Below are 16201 nucleotides of genomic sequence, written 5' to 3'. Positions count from 1 at the left end.
TCCGCTGAACTCGGCGGCCCTGGTCGTCGGCCTGGGTCTTGGCCTGCTGGCCAAGTACACCGGCCACACCGAGGAGACGCCCACCGCACTTGGCTCGACCCTTGGCACGATCGGCAGCAGCTACGTGTCGTTGCTGCAGGCCGCCGTCGTCCCGTTGATTTTCACCGCGGTGGTCAGCTCCATCAGCAACCTCCGCGCGGTGCACAACGCCGCGCGGCTCGCCGGACAGACCCTGCTCTGGTTCGGGATCACGGCTCTGATCGCCGTCGTCATCGGGATGGGCCTCGGTTCCCTCTTCCAGCCGGGCGCGGGAACCGGTGCCACCCCTCCCGAGGAGTACTCGGGCCGGACCGGGAGCTGGTGGGCGTTCCTGACGGGCCTCATCCCCGCCAACTTCCTCGGTCTGCGCGCGGCGACCTCCGCTGGCGAGTCGGGTGACCTGACCACGGCGCTGAGCTTCAACGTACTCCAGGTGCTGGTGGTCGCGGTCGCCGTCGGCATTGCCGCCCTCAAGGTCGGCAAGCCTGCAGAACCGTTCCTGAACTTCACCGCCTCAGCGCTGGCCGTCATCCAGAAGGTGCTGTGGTGGATCATCCGCATTGCCCCGATCGGGACCGTCGGGCTGATCGGCAACGCCGTTGCGGTTTACGGCTGGGACACTATCGGCTCGTTGGGCAAGTTCACGCTGGCCATCTATCTGGGACTGGCCCTGGTCATGTTGGTCGTGTACCCGGTCCTGATCCGGGCCCACGGTTTGTCGGTGCGGCAGTATTTCTCCGGGGCGTGGCCTGCCATCCAGTTGGCGTTCGTCTCGCGCTCCTCAATTGGCACCCTGCCCCTGACGCAGCGGGTCACCGAGCGGAACCTGGGCGTTCCCCGCGCCTACGCCTCGTTCGCGGTTCCGCTGGGCGCCACCACCAAAATGGACGGCTGCGCCGCGATCTACCCTGCCATTGCTGCCCTCTTCGTTGCCCAGTTCTTCGGGATCGACCTGAGCCTGACGCAGTACCTGCTGATTGCACTTGTCTCGGTCCTCGGTTCCGCGGCCACGGCAGGGACCACCGGCGCTGTCGTGATGCTCACGCTGACCCTTTCCACTCTCGGGCTGCCGCTGGCAGGTGTGGGCTTGCTGCTCGCCGTCGACCCAATCCTCGACATGGGCCGAACCGCCCTGAACGTGGCTGGCCAGGCGCTCATCCCCACGATCGTCGCCAAGCGCGAGGGCATCCTGGACGCCGACCTGTACAACGCACCCCGCACCGGCGACCCGTTCGCCGATGACTCCCCCGCCGCCGAAACGGGATCTGCCAACACACCACAGCTGGCCGACGCCCGCGGCTAGCTCGCGCACGTCGGGGCACCACGGTTCACCGTGGTGCCCCCGGCGTGCCTAAGCTGAAGTATGACGTCCCACCTGATCCTCGCCTCCGCCTCTCCCGCCCGCACCAAGGTCCTGTCCGATGCGGGCATCCGCCACTCGGTGCTGGTCTCCGACGTTGACGAGGAAGCGGTCGCCGCACGGTACGGGCCCCTCGATGCGTTTGACACCTCCCTCCTCCTTGCCCGCGCCAAGGCAGAGGCGGTCGCCGCGGTGGACGGCTCGGAGGGGGCGCTGGTGATCGGCTGCGACTCGATCTTCGAGTTCGAGGGCGCTGCCCACGGCAAACCGTGGGAACCCGATATCGCGCGTGCCCGGATCCGCCGGATGAGCGGCTCGTTTGGCGTGCTGCACACCGGCCACTGGCTGGTGGATACCCGTGATCCCTCCGACGGCGGATCCGGCGCCACGGTGGGTGCGGTGGCCTCCGCCTCGGTGCACTTCGCCCAACTGTCCGACGACGAGATCGACGCCTATGTGGCCACCGGCGAACCGCTCCAGGTCGCCGGGTCATTCACGATCGACGGGCTGGGCGGGGCGTTCATCACCCGGGTCGACGGCGATCCGCACGCCGTCATCGGGCTGAGCGTCTCGACTCTGCGCGGGTTGCTGGCCTCGGCAAACCTCACCGTGATGGACTTCTGGACCTAGTCCGCACCTTCGCCGGCTGATCTTCACCTGGCGACGCGTCCGGTCAGGATTCCGTTTGTAGCATCCCTACAAAGAATGAGCCCGCCACACGCGCTATCCGCATGGATTATGGGCATAAACGACAATATGGCGCTAGGCTCCGAACAGAAACGAAGGAGCCAGACCACACCATGAGCGAGTCCCTTTCCGCTGCTGCACACCCCGTCACCAAGGTCCTGATCGCCAATCGCGGTGAGATTGCCGTGCGCATCATCCGCGCTGCCCGCGACGAGGGCCTCGCGTCGGTTGCCGTCTACGCCGACCCCGACCGGGACGCGTTGCACGTCCGGCTGGCCGACGAGGCCTATGGTCTCGGTGGCAGCACCGCCGCCGACTCCTACCTGGTGATGGACCGCATCCTGGAAGCGGCCCAGCGCAGCGGCGCGGACGCTATCCACCCGGGCTACGGCTTCCTGTCCGAGAACGCCGATTTTGCCCGCAAGGTCATGGAGGCGGGGATCACCTGGATCGGCCCGTCGCCGGAGGCCATCTCCCAACTCGGTGACAAGGTCAAGGCCCGCCACATTGCCGAGAGGGTGGGCGCACCCCTGGTCCCCGGCACGAAGGACCCGGTTGCCTCAGTCCGCGAGGTCCAGGACTTCGCCGACGAGTTCGGGCTTCCCCTCGCCATCAAGGCCGCCTTCGGCGGCGGTGGCCGTGGCATCAAGGTGGTGCGGGACGCAGCCGACATCCCCGAGGCCTACGACTCAGCGGTCCGCGAAGCCACTGCCGCATTCGGACGGGGCGAGTGCTTCGTCGAACGGTTCCTCGATGCACCCCGCCACGTCGAGACCCAGTGTCTCGCCGACGCGCACGGGAACGTCGTCGTCGTCTCCACCCGCGACTGCTCGCTGCAGCGCCGCAACCAGAAACTGGTCGAGGAAGCGCCGGCGCCTTTCCTCAGCGAGGACCAGAACCGCCGGCTCTACGAGGCGTCGAAGGCCATCCTTCAAGAGGCCGGCTACCAGGGCGCCGGAACGTGCGAGTTCCTGGTAGGTCAGGACGGGACCATCTCGTTCCTGGAAGTGAACACCCGGCTGCAGGTCGAGCACCCGGTCTCCGAGGAGGTCACCGGCATCGACCTGGTCCGGGAGCAGTTCCGCCTCGCCCGCGGCGAAGCCCTCGGCTACAGCGACCCGATCGTCCGCGGCCATTCCTTTGAGTTCCGGATCAACGGCGAGGATGCCGGCCGGAACTTCATGCCCGCCCCCGGCACCGTCCAGACACTTACCCTCCCCACCGGACCCGGCATCCGGGTCGATTCAGGGATCGAAGCCGGCGAAGTGATTGGCGGGAACTTCGACTCAATGCTGGCCAAGCTCATCGTCACTGGCGCCACCCGCACCCAGGCACTGCAACGCGCCCGGCGTGCCCTCGCTGAGATGCGCGTCATCGGGATGCCGACGGTCCTGCCGTTCCACGCCGCCGTCGTCGCGGACCCCGCGTTCGCCCCGGCCGACGGACCGTTCACGGTCCACACCCGCTGGATCGAAACCGAGTTCACCAACACCATCGCGCCGTGGAGCCCGGCGGACGCGGCCGATTCAGCGTCCGACGACGACGGCGGCCGCCAGCGCATCACGGTTGAGGTAGCCGGCAAGCGGCTTGAAGTGGTCCTGCCCGCGGGCCTCGGCGGAACAGGCCGGCAGGCCACCACCGGCAAACCGAAGAAGGCGCTGCGGACACGAGGCGGGTCGACGGCTTCAGCCGACGGCGACGACCTCACCTCCCCCATGCAGGGCACCATCGTCAAGGTGGCAGTGGCCGACGGCGATCTCGTCTCCGAGGGGGACCTGATTGTGGTGCTGGAGGCAATGAAAATGGAACAACCCCTGACCGCCCACAAGTCCGGCACCCTGTCCGGTCTCAGCGCTGCCCCGGGTGACACCGTGGCGGCCGGAGCCGTGATCGCCGCAATTTCCGACTAGGCACAGCACACCTGCTCTGCGGGGCCGGTCCTACCGTCCGGTTCCCAGGGCTACCCGTCGTCGTCGGCGTCCTCGCGTTGCTCCTGCTCCTTTTCGGCCTGCTCGAGCTGTTCCTTCTCTAGCTTTTCCTGCTCGCGCTGTTGTTTCTCCCGCTCCCGTTCAGCATCACGTTGCGCCTTGTCGCTGGCGGGATCGGCATCCTCGCTGTCCTCGCCGGCGTCGTCGCCGCCGTCCCCATTCCCGCTGTCCTCGCCGTCGTCGTCCTGCGACGGCCCGGCAGGCGGGGTGGGTGTCTCAGCCGGGGTAGCAGGCAAGGGCGCCGGCGTGTTTGTGGTGGGCTCAGGAACAGGTGCAGGCTCGATGGGAGCGGTCTGGCCCACCTCGGCCGCGATGGCCAGGAGCAACTCGTCAATGGTCGACTGGATCTGGGTTGCCCGTTCGGCCGTGACGGTGCCCTGCCCCCGCGCCACGGTGACTTCCTGGCGAAGCTCGGTGGTGAGCTGGGTGGCGGCGACCTGATCGCCGGCGGCCGCCGCCGTGGCGATCTCCCGGACCGAGGCCTGGAAGCTCGCGGCCGCGTCCGAATCCAGCGCCGGCGCCCCACAGCCCGACAAGAGCAACGCGGCACCCAGGGAGGTCGCCACTGCCCACTGACGTTGCACCCGGCCAGCGTGGACCCGCTGGAGCCGCCTCCCCGGAGCCTGTGCCCGGCTCATGGTTGCACCCGCTCGTAAAGTTCATTCAAAAGTTCGCCGGTGGTCCCCGGCACCGAGGGAAGCTCCTCCACCGGCGTCTGTCCGCCCGGGTTCATCCCGAGGATGGCGACGAAACCAAAGATCACCACGGCGACGACGGCGAGCACACCCACCAGCCAGGTCCGGCGCCGGCCGGGTCGGGAAGAGCCGGGTCGGGAAGAGCCGGGCTGGGATGAGCCGGGCCGGCCTTGCGAGGACGGGTTGCGGACGGACCGGCCACCGCGGGGCTCACCTGAGGCGCCGGCCTCCGCAGCGGTCGCGCGGGATTCGGCGGGCCGGACACTGGCTGCTGGTTGGGCCTCGGTGGCAGCCGGTCCTGTCGCGAGGACCGTGGTGGGCGCCGGTTGCCGGCCGGGTTCGTCCGGCAGGGAGAGCTGAAACTGCCTGGCCGCTGGAGTGTCCGCTCGGAGGACCTCGGTGCGGGGTAAAGGCTCCTTCCACTGGGCGAACTCGGCCGCGATGGCACCGGCGGTAGGCCTACCCTCGGGGTTGTCTGCGGTCATCCGTGACAGCAACGATTCCCAGGCCGGCCCGAGTTCAGCCGGAATTGCGGGCGACCGGTGCAGCCGGGCGACCGCGGCTTCCAGGCTCGTCCCGGGGTAGGCCCTGGCACCCGTGAGGCATTCCAGCAGGACCAGTCCGAGCGAGTAGATGTCGGTCGGGGTTCCGACCGTGCCGCCGCGCGCCTGTTCAGGACTCAGATAGGCGGCGGTGCCGACCGTCTGCCCCGTGGCGGTCTGCCGGGCGGCGTCGTAGAAGCGTGCGATACCGAAGTCGGTGAGCAGGTAGCCGAAGACTCCACTGTCCGGATCGGCTGCCCGGGTCAGGATGTTCGACGGTTTGATGTCGCGGTGCAGGATGCCTCGCTGGTGGATGTACGCAAGTGTCCGGGCAACATCCCAGCCGGCCAGGCGGACGGCGTCGGCCGGGAGCGCGCCGCCGGCGAGCATCGCGCCCAGGTCGGGGCCCTCGACGAGTTCCATCACCAGGTAGGTGGGACCGGATGACGTACTCGACGAATCCATATCCAGCACCCGCACCAGTCCCGGGTGGTGCAGATCCGCGAGCAGCCGTGCCTCATCCGATCCGCGGGAGACGCCGTCGGCGACCCCCGGACGGAACAGCTTCACGGCCACATCCCGGCCGAGCCGGGTGTCCCGGGCATGGTAGACCTCGGCCATCCCGCCGACGCCGAGGACGCTGCCCAGGAGGTAGCGTCCGTCAGCCAGTGCTTGGGTACTCATGCCGCCTCCGCTGGTTGATTTCCTGACCGATTCTACGTGGGAGCCTATTTCTCGCCACCGGACTTCCCCGGTCACGACGACGGCGCCGCACCAACAGGTGCCGCGCCGTCGTGAAGGGGTGGAACGGTTACGCCACGTTGTTGTCGTAGTCGTGGTCGCGGGTTTCCCTGCTGAGCCAGAGTGCAACGAACGTGGCAACCGCCGCCGCACTGAGGTACAGGCCCACCAGGAATGTGCTGCCGTCCGCCAGTTGCCACAGGGCGATGGCGACAAACGATGCCGGAGCCGCGCCGATGACGCTTGACATGTTGTAGGCGACAGCCGAGCCGGTGTAGCGGACGTTGGCGGGGAACAGTTCCGGCAGGATCGCCGCCATCGGACCGAAGGTAAGACCCATCAGGATAAAGCCGATGATCAGCAGTGCCATCGCGCCGGTGGTGCCCGCACCGAATAGCGGGACCCAGGTGAACCCGAACAGCGCGATCCCGATGGTGGTGGCCATCAGCATCTTCCGGCGGCCGAACTTCTCGGCGAGCGGACCGGAGACCAGGGTGAAGATGCCGAAGAACACCACACCGATGATGAGCATGATCAGGAAGTCACCGCGGGCAATGCCAAGTCCCGGCACGAAGGCCTCAGCGGCGGCGTCGTCGAACCCTCGTCCCGCAGCTTCAGCGGCCGTCCGTGCGTCCTCGACCGTAGCCGGGGTGGTGCCGAAGGTCAGCGTGAAGGCGGTCATCAGGTAGAACAGCACGTAGGTGGCGAACATAATGAACGTGCCGAGCAGCAGGGCACGCCACTGGTGCTTGAAAACGCTGGCGAGGGGCAGTTTCACTACCTTGCCCTTGTCCTTGACCTGCTGGAAGGAGTGGCTTTCGATGAGTTTGAGCCTGACGTACAGCCCAACGATGACCAGCACGGCGCTGAGCAGGAACGGCACCCGCCAGCCCCAGGCCAGGAACTCCTCGTTGGTGAGGGTGGCGTTCAGGTAGACGAACAGCAGGTTCGCGAGGATAAAGCCGATCGGAGCACCCAACTGTGGGAACGTTCCGTAGACGGCGCGCTTGTTTTTCGGTGCGTTCTCGGTGGCGAGCAGTGCGGCACCGCTCCATTCGCCACCCAGGGCAAGACCCTGGAAGAAGCGCAGCAGCACCAGCAGTGCGGGCGCGAGGATGATCCAGCCATCCACCTGCGCTGTCGGCAGCACACCGATGAGGAAGGTGGCAATACCCATCGTCAGCAGCGACGCGACCAGCGTCCCCTTGCGTCCGATCCGGTCCCCGTAGTGGCCAAAGATGATCGATCCGAGCGGGCGTGCCACGAAGGCGACGCCGAAGACGGCGAAGGAGCTCAGGAGCGCATTCGCTGGAGTAGCGTCCGGGAAGAAGAGCGCCGGGAAGACCAGCACCGACGCCGTGGCGTAAATATAGAAGTCATAGAACTCGATGGTGGTGCCGATGAGGCTCGCGAAGATGACGCGGCCCTTGGGATTCTTCGGCGTCGAAGCACCGGCGTCCACGGCGGACGGGGATGTTGACATGTCTGCGGCTTTCTTTCATTACGGCGGGCCTGATGGCACCGCGATGAGGCGGCTGAATGCATCAATCAGAACAGCAAGGTCCAACAGGTGGATAAAATTGTCCAGTATGTGGACAGCTCAGCCGTGAGACAAGCCACAGCACCGTTGACTCTTGGAACCCGGTGCTGGGAACTTTTGGTTCTAGAGCCGGACGTGCAGGCGTCGTGCCGCTTCGGAGATTGAGCCGGTCAGCGACGGGTAGACGGTGAACGTGTTGGCCACATCGTCCACGTGCAGCTTTTTCGTCACGGCCAGGGCCAACGGGAAAATCAGCTCCGAGGCGCGGGGCCCGACGACGACGCCGCCGATCACCGTTCCGGACCCCTTGCGGGAGATGATCTTCACAAATCCGTCGGTCACGTTCATCATCTTCGCGCGGGCGTTGGTGTGGAGGGAGAGCTTCACGACGTCGCCCTGGTAGCGGCCGGATTCGACGTCGGCCTCGGAGACCCCCACGGTGGCAATTTCGGGGGCGGTGAAAATATTGGACGCAACCTGCTTGAGCTTCAGCGGGGTGACGCTGTCACCCATCAGGTGGGCCATCGCGATCCGGCCCTGCATGGCGGCCACCGACGCGAGCGCCAGCACCCCCGTGCAGTCCCCCGCCGCGTACACGTTCGGGGCCGAGGTGCGCGAGACGCCGTCGACCTTGATGTGCCCCGACTCGGTGAGCTGGACTCCCGCATCCTCCAACCCGATCCCCGCGGTATTGGGGATGGAGCCGACCGCGATGAGACAGTGACTGCCCTCGACGGTCCGCCCGTCCGAAAGGGTGACGACGACGCCGTCGCCCACCCGCTCGACGCCCTGGGCGCGGCACTCGGAGAGCACTGTCATGCCGCGGTTCCGGAAGACGTTCTCGAGCACCTCGGCGGCGTCGGCATCCTCGCCGGGGAGCACCCGGTCGCGGCTTGAAATCAGGGTGACCTTGGATCCCAGACCGTCGTACGCGGAAGCGAACTCGGCCCCGGTGACCCCGGAGCCGACCACGATGAGATGCTCCGGCACCTCGGTGAGGGTGTAGATCTGGGTCCAGTTGAAGATGCGTTCACCGTCCGGCTGCGCCGTGGGCAGCTCCCGGGGGTGCGCGCCTACCGACAGGAGGATGGCGTCCGCCTCGACGGTGGTGGTTTCGTCGCCGGCCGTGACCTCCAGGCGGTGGTTGTCGAGCAGTTTCCCCTCGCCGATGAGGATCTTCACTCCCACCCGCTCCAGCGCCCGGGAGATGTCGGCGGACTGCTCGGCAGCGAGGCGCAGCAGTCGTTCATTGACCTGGCCCAGGTCCGCGTAGGCAGCTTTGGTATTCTCGAACCGCACGCCCAGCTCATGCGCGGAATCGACGCGGGCCATGATGTCAGCCGTGGCGATCAGAGTTTTGGATGGCACCACATCGGTGAGGACTGCAGCCCCGCCGAGCCCCTGGCGCTCCACGATCGTGACGGTCGCACCGAGTGAGGCAGCAACCATCGCCGCCTCATATCCACCGGGCCCGCCGCCCAGGATGGCAATTCGCAGGGCACTGAAATCTAGTTGGCTGGTCACAACTGACCATTCTGTCCTATCGCTGCCGCGCTCTCAAACGGTTGAGGTGGTCCGCGCCCGCCCCGGCGGTGGCCGCGGGCTGGGAACTGAGGGTAAGTTTGACCAGTGATCGAGAACTCCACGTCAATGACGCCGACCGACCCCTTCGACCTGGCACGAGCCGCAGCGGAGTACATCGCCGCCGAAACCGGCGTCGATACCCACGACATTGCCCTGGTGCTGGGATCGGGCTGGGGTGAAGCAGCCGACCTCATTGGAGAGACCACCCACACCCTGAAGGCATCGGACATCCCCGGGTTCTCCGCCCCCGCGGTCGAAGGACATGTGGGGACGGTGCGATCGGTCCTGACGACGTCGGGCAAGCGCGCGCTGGTGGTCGGCTCCCGCACCCATTATTACGAGGGCAAGGGTGTCAGGGCGGTAGTCCACGGGGTGCGCACTGCAGCAGCTGCGGGGGCCAGGGTGATGGTGCTGACGAACGGGTGCGGCGGGCTGCAGGAACAGTGGACTCCCGGCACCCCCGTCCTGATCAGCGACCACCTGAACCTCACCGCCACCTCCCCCCTTGAGGGCGCCACCTTCGTGGACCTGACCGACCTGTACTCCCCGCGGATCCGCGACCTCGCCCGCGAAGTCGATCCCACCCTGGACGAGGGCGTCTACGCACAGTTCACCGGCCCGCACTACGAGACCCCGGCCGAGGTCAGGTATGCCAGGACCATCGGCGCCGACCTGGTCGGCATGTCCACGGCGCTCGAAGCCATTGCCGCGCGGCACGCCGGCATGGAGGTCTTCGGGATCTCCCTGGTCACCAACCTCGCGGCGGGCATCAGTTCAACACCCCTGAGCCACGCCGAGGTCATCGAATCCGGCGCGGCCGCCGGGCCCCGCATTTCACGCCTGCTTGCTGACATCATCAGCCGGCTCTAGCACCTGACCAAAGGTAACCAGAAGTCATGACGCACGCCGACCACCAACCACTCCTCGCTGCCGCCCGCGCCTGGGCCGCTGAGGATCCGGACCCGCAGACGACGGCGGAACTTCAGGCCCTTCTCGAGCGGTACGACGACGCCGACAGCGCCACCATGGTGGCCCAGGAACTGCAGGACCGTTTCAGCGGCCCGCTCCTGTTCGGCACCGCTGGCCTGCGGGCTGCTCTCGGCGCCGGGCCCAACCGGATGAACCGGGTGGTGGTACGCCGCGCAGCCGCCGGTGTCGCCGCCTATGTGCTCGGGATCGCCGACGGCGCCTACGCTCCCCGCGCCGTCGTCGGATTCGACGCCCGCCACAATTCCCGGATCTTCGCTGAGGAGACCGCCGCGGTCTTCACCGCCGCCGGCATCCAGACCTTCCTGATGCCCACCGAGTTGCCGACCCCGGTGCTCGCCTACGCGGTGCGCGCCCTCGAATGCGAGGTGGGGGTGATGGTGACGGCCAGCCACAACCCGCCCCAGGACAACGGCTACAAGGTCTACCTGGGCGGACGCGCTGTGGACGACGCCGGCCGGGGCGCACAGATCGTCGCACCGCAGGACGCCGAAATCGCCGACCGGATCGCCGCGGTCGGCACCCTGGACAGCATCGTGCTGGCCCCCGGGGGCTGGAACATCCTGCCCGAGAGCATCGCAAAGGACTACGTGACCTCCGTGGTGGGTCTCGCCGACCGCGAGGCGTTCCCGGCCCGGGACCTGTCCATTGTGCTGACCCCCTTGCACGGGGTGGGCGGAAAGACCGCGCAGGACGTGCTGGCCGCCGCAGGCTTCGGGACCGTCCACGTTGTCGCCGAACAGGCGGAACCGGACCCCGACTTCCCGACTGTCGATTTCCCCAACCCCGAGGAGCCGGGCGCCCTCGACCTTGCCCTGGCTGCGGCGGAAGCCCAGGACGCCGATCTGGTGCTGGCCAACGATCCCGACGCCGACCGGGTGGCGGTCGCCGCGAAGGATCCAGCCACCGGTGAGTGGAGGATGCTCCGGGGGGACGAAACCGGGGCGCTGCTTGGCCAGCACCTCGCCACCCGTCTGGTCCAGGACGCCGCACCTGGCGCGCCCGCGCCGGTCTTCGCCAACTCGATCGTCTCCTCACGGTTGCTGGCAGGTATCGCCGCGGCCGCAGGCATCACCCACACCGAAACCCTCACCGGGTTCAAATGGATCTCGCGTGTTCCCTCCCTGACGTATGGCTATGAGGAGGCGCTGGGCTACTGCGTAGCGCCCGGGATGGTCAGGGACAAGGACGGCATTTCTGCGGCCCTGCTCATGGCCGAGTTGGCGGCAGCCACCAAGGCGGCAGGCCGGACCCTGTTCGATCTGCTGGACGACCTGTCACTGCTGCACGGGTTACACGCCAGCGACCAGCTGTCCGTCCGGGTCGGCAGTCTCGGGCTGCTGGGCGCCATGATGAACCGGCTGCGGGAAAACCCGCCGCAGGCCTTCGCCGACTCGGCAATCGACGTTGTCGAGGACCTCCTCCTGGGCCATGCAGGACTGCCACCGACCGACGGACTGCTGTTCCTCACCCGGGACAACACCCGGGTGATCATCCGCCCCAGCGGCACCGAACCGAAGCTGAAGTGCTACCTCGAGGTAGTGGAACCGGTCGAGTCGGCCGCAGCACTCGAGGACGCCAAGGTCATCGCACGCGCACGCCTGGACGCGGTCCTCCGGGACGTCGAGGAGTCGTTGGGTCTGTAGGCGGGCGCCCGGGTTGTTTTTCGGCGTTCACCTCCACGAAACACCCGGGCAATCAGGGCTACCTACGGTGAAGTGGTACCAGCCACCGATCAAGCCCCGGAGATCGACCAATGCAGCTCGCAGACCCCACTGGATCCCCGTCCCGCCGGGCTCTGCGGTACGAGGGTTCCTACGGGAGCATTGAACTCCGAGGCAGCACACTGCGCATCAACGGGACGCCGGTGCTCCTGGCGCCCGCGCCAATGGCAGTCTTCGGGGCGCTCCTCGAAGCTCGTGGGGCCGTCTTGACGAGGGCCCATCTGGCCTCGGTGCTTCCGGGCGCCGCTGACGCGCACGCCCTCGACATGACGGTCAGCCGGCTGCGGAAGGCGCTCCCGGATCCCCGGCTGGTCGCGACGGTGGTGAAACGGGGTTACCGGATTCCGGTCTGAGCGCCGCTGCGCTGCCTCACGCCGACGGGCAGTTATGGTTAAGGGAGTATCGTTTCGCACACCTCCGAGGAGACTCAATGGCACACCCCACGACTTCGGCATCCCCGGAGCGGTCCGCTCCGGCCAAGCAGCCCACCCACTCCGGGGAAGGCCACCTCGCCAGCAACCTGGTGACGTTCGCCGTGATGATGGTCCTGTTCCTCGGATCGATTTTCGCCCTGACCTTCTTCGACCAGAGCAATGTCTGGGCGTTCGCCGTCTGCCTGACCCTGTTTTTCTTCGCGTTCTGGATTCCCCAGGCAATCCTCGGACGCTCCGATACCGGCCCCGCCCTTGCCAAGGGCGACCGCAAGGCGTAGCCCCCGGCACCCAACAACCGCACACAAAAGTGGCGGACCCGCAGGAAAGTGGTTGAGCAACCACTCCCCCCGCAGGTCCGCCACTTTTGTGTGGGTGGGAGCTGGGCCGGGAGGCCTAGATCAGACCTTTGGTGTGCCAGACCGTCTTCGTTTCGGTGAAGAAGGTGATCCGGTCGATCGAGGGGGCACCGGCGTCGGGCCCGGTCTCCGGAGGGAGCACCCGCTTGAGCGTTTCCGCAGCGGCGATCTGCAGGTCCACCCAGTCCAGGTTTTCGGCGCCGAGCAGGTCCAGGGCGTTGACGTCGGCATGCGAGGCCAGCCACGGAGCGATTTCCGCTGGCGAACCACTGAGGATGTTCACGACGCCGGCGGGCACGTCGGAGGTGGCCAGTACCTCTCCGAGGCTGAGCGCGGCCAGGGGCGCCCGCTCGTTGCCGATGACCACCGCGGTGTTGCCGCTGACCAGCACCGGCGCGACCGCCCGGACGAAACCGATCAGTGAGCCGGGGCCCTGCGGTGCGATGACCGCCACCACGCCGGTGGGCTCGGGGGTGGACAGGTTGAAGTAGGGGCCGGACACCGGGTTGGCGTTGCCCGCCACCTGGACATACTTGTCCGCCCAGCCGGCGTACCAGACCCACAGGTCAATCGCCTCGTCGACCTGGGCGATCGCGGCCGCGGCCGAGACGCCCTCGGACGCGGCAATTTCGTCGGCAAACTGGGCCCGGCGCCCATCGAGCACCTCGGCGATGCGGTACAGCACCTGGCCCCGGTTGTATCCGGAGGTACCGGCCCAGCCGCTGACGGCCCCGCGGGCGGCGGTGACGGCGTCGCGCGCGTCCTTGCGTGAGCCCTTGGCCGCATTGACGGTGTTCAACAGGGGTCCACCCTTCCTGGTCGGTACCTCATAGACGCGTCCGGATTCGCTGCGGACAAACTTGCCGCCGATGTAGAGCTTGTAGGTCTTCGGTACGCCTAGCCGTGCAGCGCTCATTTGGAGCCTCCCAGTGGGGTCTTGGACATGAGGGCCGAGACGACGGACTTGTCTGCAGCGCCCGACGACGCTGGTGCCAGGTAGGCGCCCAGACCGTGGCGACCGCCCTCCCTGCCGTAGCCGGATTCCTTGTAGCCGCCAAACGGTGAGGCGGGGTCGAACTTGTTGAAGGTGTTGGCCCAGATCACTCCTGCGCGCAGCTTGTCGGCGACGGCGAGCACGCGGCTGCCCTTGTCCGACCAGATGCCAGCTGACAGGCCGTAGGGGGTGTTGTTGGCTTTCGCGATCGCTTCGGCCGGGGTGCGGAAGGTCAGCACCGAGAGCACCGGTCCGAAGATCTCGTCCCGGGCAATGCGGTGGCTGGTGGATACGTTGGTGAAGATGGTGGGCGGGAACCAGAAACCCTGCTGCGGCAGGTTGCTGTCGGGGCTCCACCGGGTGGCGCCCTCCTGCTCCCCAATGTCGGAGAGCTCGCGCATCCGGCCGAGCTGGGACGCCGAGTTGATCGCACCAATGTCGGTGTTCTTGTCGAGGGGGTCACCGACGCGCAGCGTGGACAGGCGGGACTTGAGCCGTTCGACCACCTCGTCGTGGATCGATTCCTGGACCAGCAGGCGGGATCCGGCGCAGCAGACCTGCCCCTGGTTGAAGAAGATCCCGTTGACGATGCCCTCGATGGCCTGGTCGATGGGGGCGTCGTCGAACACGATGTTCGCGCCCTTGCCGCCGAGCTCGAGGGTGAGTTTCTTGCCCGTGCCGGCCGTTGAACGGGCGATGGACCGTCCGACGGCGGTGGAGCCGGTGAAGGCGACCTTGTTCACATCCGGGTGGTTGACCAGGGCGGAGCCTGTTGCACCGGCTCCGGTGACAATGTTGACGACACCCGCTGGCAGGTCGGCCTGCTGCAGGATCTCGGCGAAGAGCATCGCGGTCAGGGAGGTGGTCTCGGCGGGTTTGAGGACCACGGTGTTGCCCGCGGCCAGGGCCGGGGCGATTTTCCATGCCAGCATCAGCAGCGGGAAGTTCCACGGGATCACCTGTGTCGCGACACCCAGCGAGCGGGGGTTGGGGCCCATTCCGGCGTGGTCGAGCTTGTCGGCCCAGCCGGCGTAGTAGAAGAACCACGCGGCCACCAGGGGCACGTCGACGTCGCGGCTTTCCTTGATCGGCTTGCCGTTGTCGAGGGTTTCTGCGACTGCCAGTTCACGGGCGCGTTCCTGCACCAGGCGGGCGATGCGGAACAGGTACTTTCCCCGGTCCGTGCCCGAGAGCTTCGACCAGGTCTTCTCGTAGGCGCGGCGGGCGGCGGCGACGGCGGAGTCGACGTCGGCCTCGCTGGCGCACGAAATGGTGGTGATCTTCTGCTCGGTGGCAGGGGAAATGGTGGTGAAGGATTCGCCGTTGCCGGGAACGAACTCACCGTTGATGAACAGGCCGTACTCGCTCTTGAGGTCCAGGATGGCCGTGGACTCCGGGGCCGGTGCGTACTCGAGAAAAGTCATGGGTTGGATCCTTAGTCGATCGTGACGTAGGCAGGGCCGGAGTAGCTGCCGCTGGTGAGCTTCTGACGCTGCAGGAGCACGTCATTGAGGAGGCTGGAGGCGCCGAAGCGGAACAGGTCCGGCTGAAGCCAGTCCTCCCCCACCGTTTCGGCGACGGTGACCAGGTACTTGATGGCGTCCTTGGAAGTGCGGATGCCGCCGGCCGGCTTGACCCCGATCTTCTCACCGGTGAGCCGGTGCCAGTCGCGGACCACTTCGAGCATCGACAGGGTGACCGGGAGGGTCGCCGCAGGGGCTACCTTGCCGGTGGAGGTCTTGATGAAGTCGCCGCCAGCCAGGATGGAAAGCCACGAGGCGCGCCGGATGTTGTCGTACGTGTTCAGCTCCCCGGTCTCGAGGATCACCTTCAGGTGGGCGTAGGAACCGTCGTCGCGGCGGCAGGCTTCCTTCACCGCAACGATCTCGTCGAAGACCAGGCCATACCGCCCGGAGAGAAACGCGCCACGGTCAATGACCATGTCGATCTCGTCCGCACCCGCCGCCACCGCGTCGGCGGTGTCGGAGAGCTTCACCGACCGTGAGGCCCGCCCGGACGGGAAGGCCGTAGCGACCGCCGCAACGTTGATCCTGCCCGCGGCGTCCGCGTCGTGGGCCCTGCCCAGCGCCTCCACGGCGTGGGGCACCATGTCGCCGTACACGCAGACCGCTGCCACCCGGGGGGTGGACAGGTCATCGGCGTCGGGAACCAGCGCTTTGGCGACGAGGGATCTCACCTTGCCCGGCGTGTCGGCACCCTCCAGAGTGGTCAGGTCGATCAGGGAGATGATCTTGTCCAGGGCCCAGGCCTTGGAGGTGGTCTTGATCGACCGGGTCCCGAGGGACGCTGCACGCGCCTCAAGGCCCACGGCGTCAACACCGGCAATGCCTTCGAGGTAGCGTTTCAGGGCCTTCTCGGTCAGGTCCCCGCCGATCACTTCCAGTGCCCGTGACGCAGTCGCTATGGCGGTGCTCCCGGTGGCAGTAGTTTCCATCGTTGAGTGTTCTCCGTACTTCGGTTCGGTGCCACGGCGGGACGGTTCCCACAGCCGGGCAACAGGGCCGCGGCG

The 16201-nt window shown here is 67.3% G+C and carries 14 protein-coding genes; 7 read left to right on the top strand and 7 right to left on the bottom strand.

The annotated features are described in order from the left end of the window. The first annotated feature begins 4 nt into the window (after positions 1-4). The 3 genes from IWX64_RS14415 (at position 5) to IWX64_RS14405 (ending at position 3996) form a co-directional block, all read left to right on the top strand. Positions 5-1342 carry a dicarboxylate/amino acid:cation symporter gene (locus tag IWX64_RS14415; RefSeq protein WP_196867829.1) on the top strand — a complete coding sequence of 446 codons (1338 nt, stop codon included), beginning with the start codon at positions 5-7 and terminating at the stop codon, positions 1340-1342. Positions 1343-1402: 60 nt separating this feature from the next. Continuing rightward, positions 1403-2029 carry a Maf family protein gene (locus tag IWX64_RS14410; protein ID WP_196867820.1) on the top strand — a complete coding sequence of 209 codons (627 nt, stop codon included), beginning with the start codon at positions 1403-1405 and terminating at the stop codon, positions 2027-2029. Positions 2030-2199: 170 nt separating this feature from the next. Continuing rightward, positions 2200-3996: an acetyl/propionyl/methylcrotonyl-CoA carboxylase subunit alpha gene (locus IWX64_RS14405; RefSeq protein ID WP_196867819.1), complete on the top strand. Its 1797-nt coding sequence runs from the start codon at positions 2200-2202 to the stop codon at positions 3994-3996. 50 nt (positions 3997-4046) lie between these two features. On the opposite strand, the gene IWX64_RS14400 is transcribed toward IWX64_RS14405, so the two are convergent. From IWX64_RS14400 to IWX64_RS14385, 4 genes are all read right to left on the bottom strand, one after another. After that, positions 4047-4712: a hypothetical protein gene (locus IWX64_RS14400; protein WP_196867818.1), complete on the bottom strand. Its 666-nt coding sequence runs from the start codon at positions 4710-4712 to the stop codon at positions 4047-4049. Further along, a complete protein-coding gene (locus IWX64_RS14395; RefSeq protein WP_196867817.1) occupies positions 4709-5995 on the bottom strand; it encodes a serine/threonine-protein kinase in 1287 nt (428 codons plus the stop codon). Before IWX64_RS14395 ends, IWX64_RS14400 begins: the two co-directional genes overlap by 4 nt. A 127-nt stretch (positions 5996-6122) precedes the next feature. After that, a complete protein-coding gene (locus IWX64_RS14390; protein WP_196867816.1) occupies positions 6123-7535 on the bottom strand; it encodes an MFS transporter in 1413 nt (470 codons plus the stop codon). 180 nt (positions 7536-7715) lie between these two features. Further along, the gene (locus IWX64_RS14385; RefSeq protein ID WP_196867815.1) at positions 7716-9116 is read right to left on the bottom strand and encodes an NAD(P)H-quinone dehydrogenase; all 1401 of its coding nucleotides are present in this window, start codon (positions 9114-9116) and stop codon (positions 7716-7718) included. 126 nt (positions 9117-9242) lie between these two features. Here IWX64_RS14385 and IWX64_RS14380 point away from each other — a divergent pair, with 126 nt between their 5' ends. From IWX64_RS14380 to IWX64_RS14365, 4 genes are all read left to right on the top strand, one after another. Further along, positions 9243-10046: a purine-nucleoside phosphorylase gene (locus tag IWX64_RS14380; protein WP_196867828.1), complete on the top strand. Its 804-nt coding sequence runs from the start codon at positions 9243-9245 to the stop codon at positions 10044-10046. Between the two features lie 26 nt (positions 10047-10072). Next, positions 10073-11809, top strand: coding sequence for a phospho-sugar mutase (locus IWX64_RS14375; protein ID WP_196867814.1), 1737 nt, complete (start codon positions 10073-10075; stop codon positions 11807-11809). Between the two features lie 110 nt (positions 11810-11919). Then, on the top strand, positions 11920-12240 hold the full coding sequence (locus tag IWX64_RS14370; protein ID WP_196867813.1) for a winged helix-turn-helix domain-containing protein: 321 nt from the start codon (positions 11920-11922) through the stop codon (positions 12238-12240). A 77-nt stretch (positions 12241-12317) separates the two neighbouring features. Next, positions 12318-12599, top strand: coding sequence for a hypothetical protein (locus IWX64_RS14365; protein ID WP_196867812.1), 282 nt, complete (start codon positions 12318-12320; stop codon positions 12597-12599). Positions 12600-12714: 115 nt separating this feature from the next. Here the strand turns inward: IWX64_RS14365 and IWX64_RS14360 are convergent, their stop codons facing one another. Genes IWX64_RS14360 through deoC form a run of 3 tightly spaced genes read right to left on the bottom strand, consistent with a single transcriptional unit; the run spans position 12715 to position 16126 of the window. After that, positions 12715-13593 carry an aldehyde dehydrogenase family protein gene (locus tag IWX64_RS14360; RefSeq protein WP_196867811.1) on the bottom strand — a complete coding sequence of 293 codons (879 nt, stop codon included), beginning with the start codon at positions 13591-13593 and terminating at the stop codon, positions 12715-12717. Further along, positions 13590-15095, bottom strand: coding sequence for an aldehyde dehydrogenase family protein (locus IWX64_RS14355; RefSeq protein WP_196867810.1), 1506 nt, complete (start codon positions 15093-15095; stop codon positions 13590-13592). Before IWX64_RS14355 ends, IWX64_RS14360 begins: the two co-directional genes overlap by 4 nt. A gap of 11 nt (positions 15096-15106) precedes the next feature. Next, on the bottom strand, positions 15107-16126 hold the full coding sequence (gene deoC / locus IWX64_RS14350) for a deoxyribose-phosphate aldolase (RefSeq protein WP_196867809.1): 1020 nt from the start codon (positions 16124-16126) through the stop codon (positions 15107-15109). Positions 16127-16201 lie beyond the last annotated feature (75 nt).

The sequence above is a fragment of the Arthrobacter sp. CAN_A212 genome (assembly GCF_015752345.1).
Classification (GTDB): Bacteria; Actinomycetota; Actinomycetes; order Actinomycetales; family Micrococcaceae; genus Arthrobacter_D.
Note: the sequence above shows the minus strand (reverse complement) of the source record. Positions and strands in the feature narration are given on the sequence as shown.

What these genes read in the sequence shown, in the direction of transcription:
- IWX64_RS14360 (WP_196867811.1), bottom strand. Translation starts at nt 13,593, where the DNA reads ATGAGCGCTGCACGGCTAGGCGTACCGAAGACCTACAAGCTCTACATC.
- IWX64_RS14400 (WP_196867818.1), bottom strand. Translation starts at nt 4,712, where the DNA reads ATGAGCCGGGCACAGGCTCCGGGGAGGCGGCTCCAGCGGGTCCACGCT.
- IWX64_RS14410 (WP_196867820.1), top strand. Translation starts at nt 1,403, where the DNA reads ATGACGTCCCACCTGATCCTCGCCTCCGCCTCTCCCGCCCGCACCAAG.
- IWX64_RS14405 (WP_196867819.1), top strand. Translation starts at nt 2,200, where the DNA reads ATGAGCGAGTCCCTTTCCGCTGCTGCACACCCCGTCACCAAGGTCCTG.
- IWX64_RS14380 (WP_196867828.1), top strand. Translation starts at nt 9,243, where the DNA reads ATGACGCCGACCGACCCCTTCGACCTGGCACGAGCCGCAGCGGAGTAC.
- IWX64_RS14355 (WP_196867810.1), bottom strand. Translation starts at nt 15,095, where the DNA reads ATGACTTTTCTCGAGTACGCACCGGCCCCGGAGTCCACGGCCATCCTG.
- IWX64_RS14395 (WP_196867817.1), bottom strand. Translation starts at nt 5,995, where the DNA reads ATGAGTACCCAAGCACTGGCTGACGGACGCTACCTCCTGGGCAGCGTC.
- IWX64_RS14375 (WP_196867814.1), top strand. Translation starts at nt 10,073, where the DNA reads ATGACGCACGCCGACCACCAACCACTCCTCGCTGCCGCCCGCGCCTGG.
- IWX64_RS14365 (WP_196867812.1), top strand. Translation starts at nt 12,318, where the DNA reads ATGGCACACCCCACGACTTCGGCATCCCCGGAGCGGTCCGCTCCGGCC.
- deoC (WP_196867809.1), bottom strand. Translation starts at nt 16,126, where the DNA reads ATGGAAACTACTGCCACCGGGAGCACCGCCATAGCGACTGCGTCACGG.
- IWX64_RS14370 (WP_196867813.1), top strand. Translation starts at nt 11,920, where the DNA reads ATGCAGCTCGCAGACCCCACTGGATCCCCGTCCCGCCGGGCTCTGCGG.
- IWX64_RS14390 (WP_196867816.1), bottom strand. Translation starts at nt 7,535, where the DNA reads ATGTCAACATCCCCGTCCGCCGTGGACGCCGGTGCTTCGACGCCGAAG.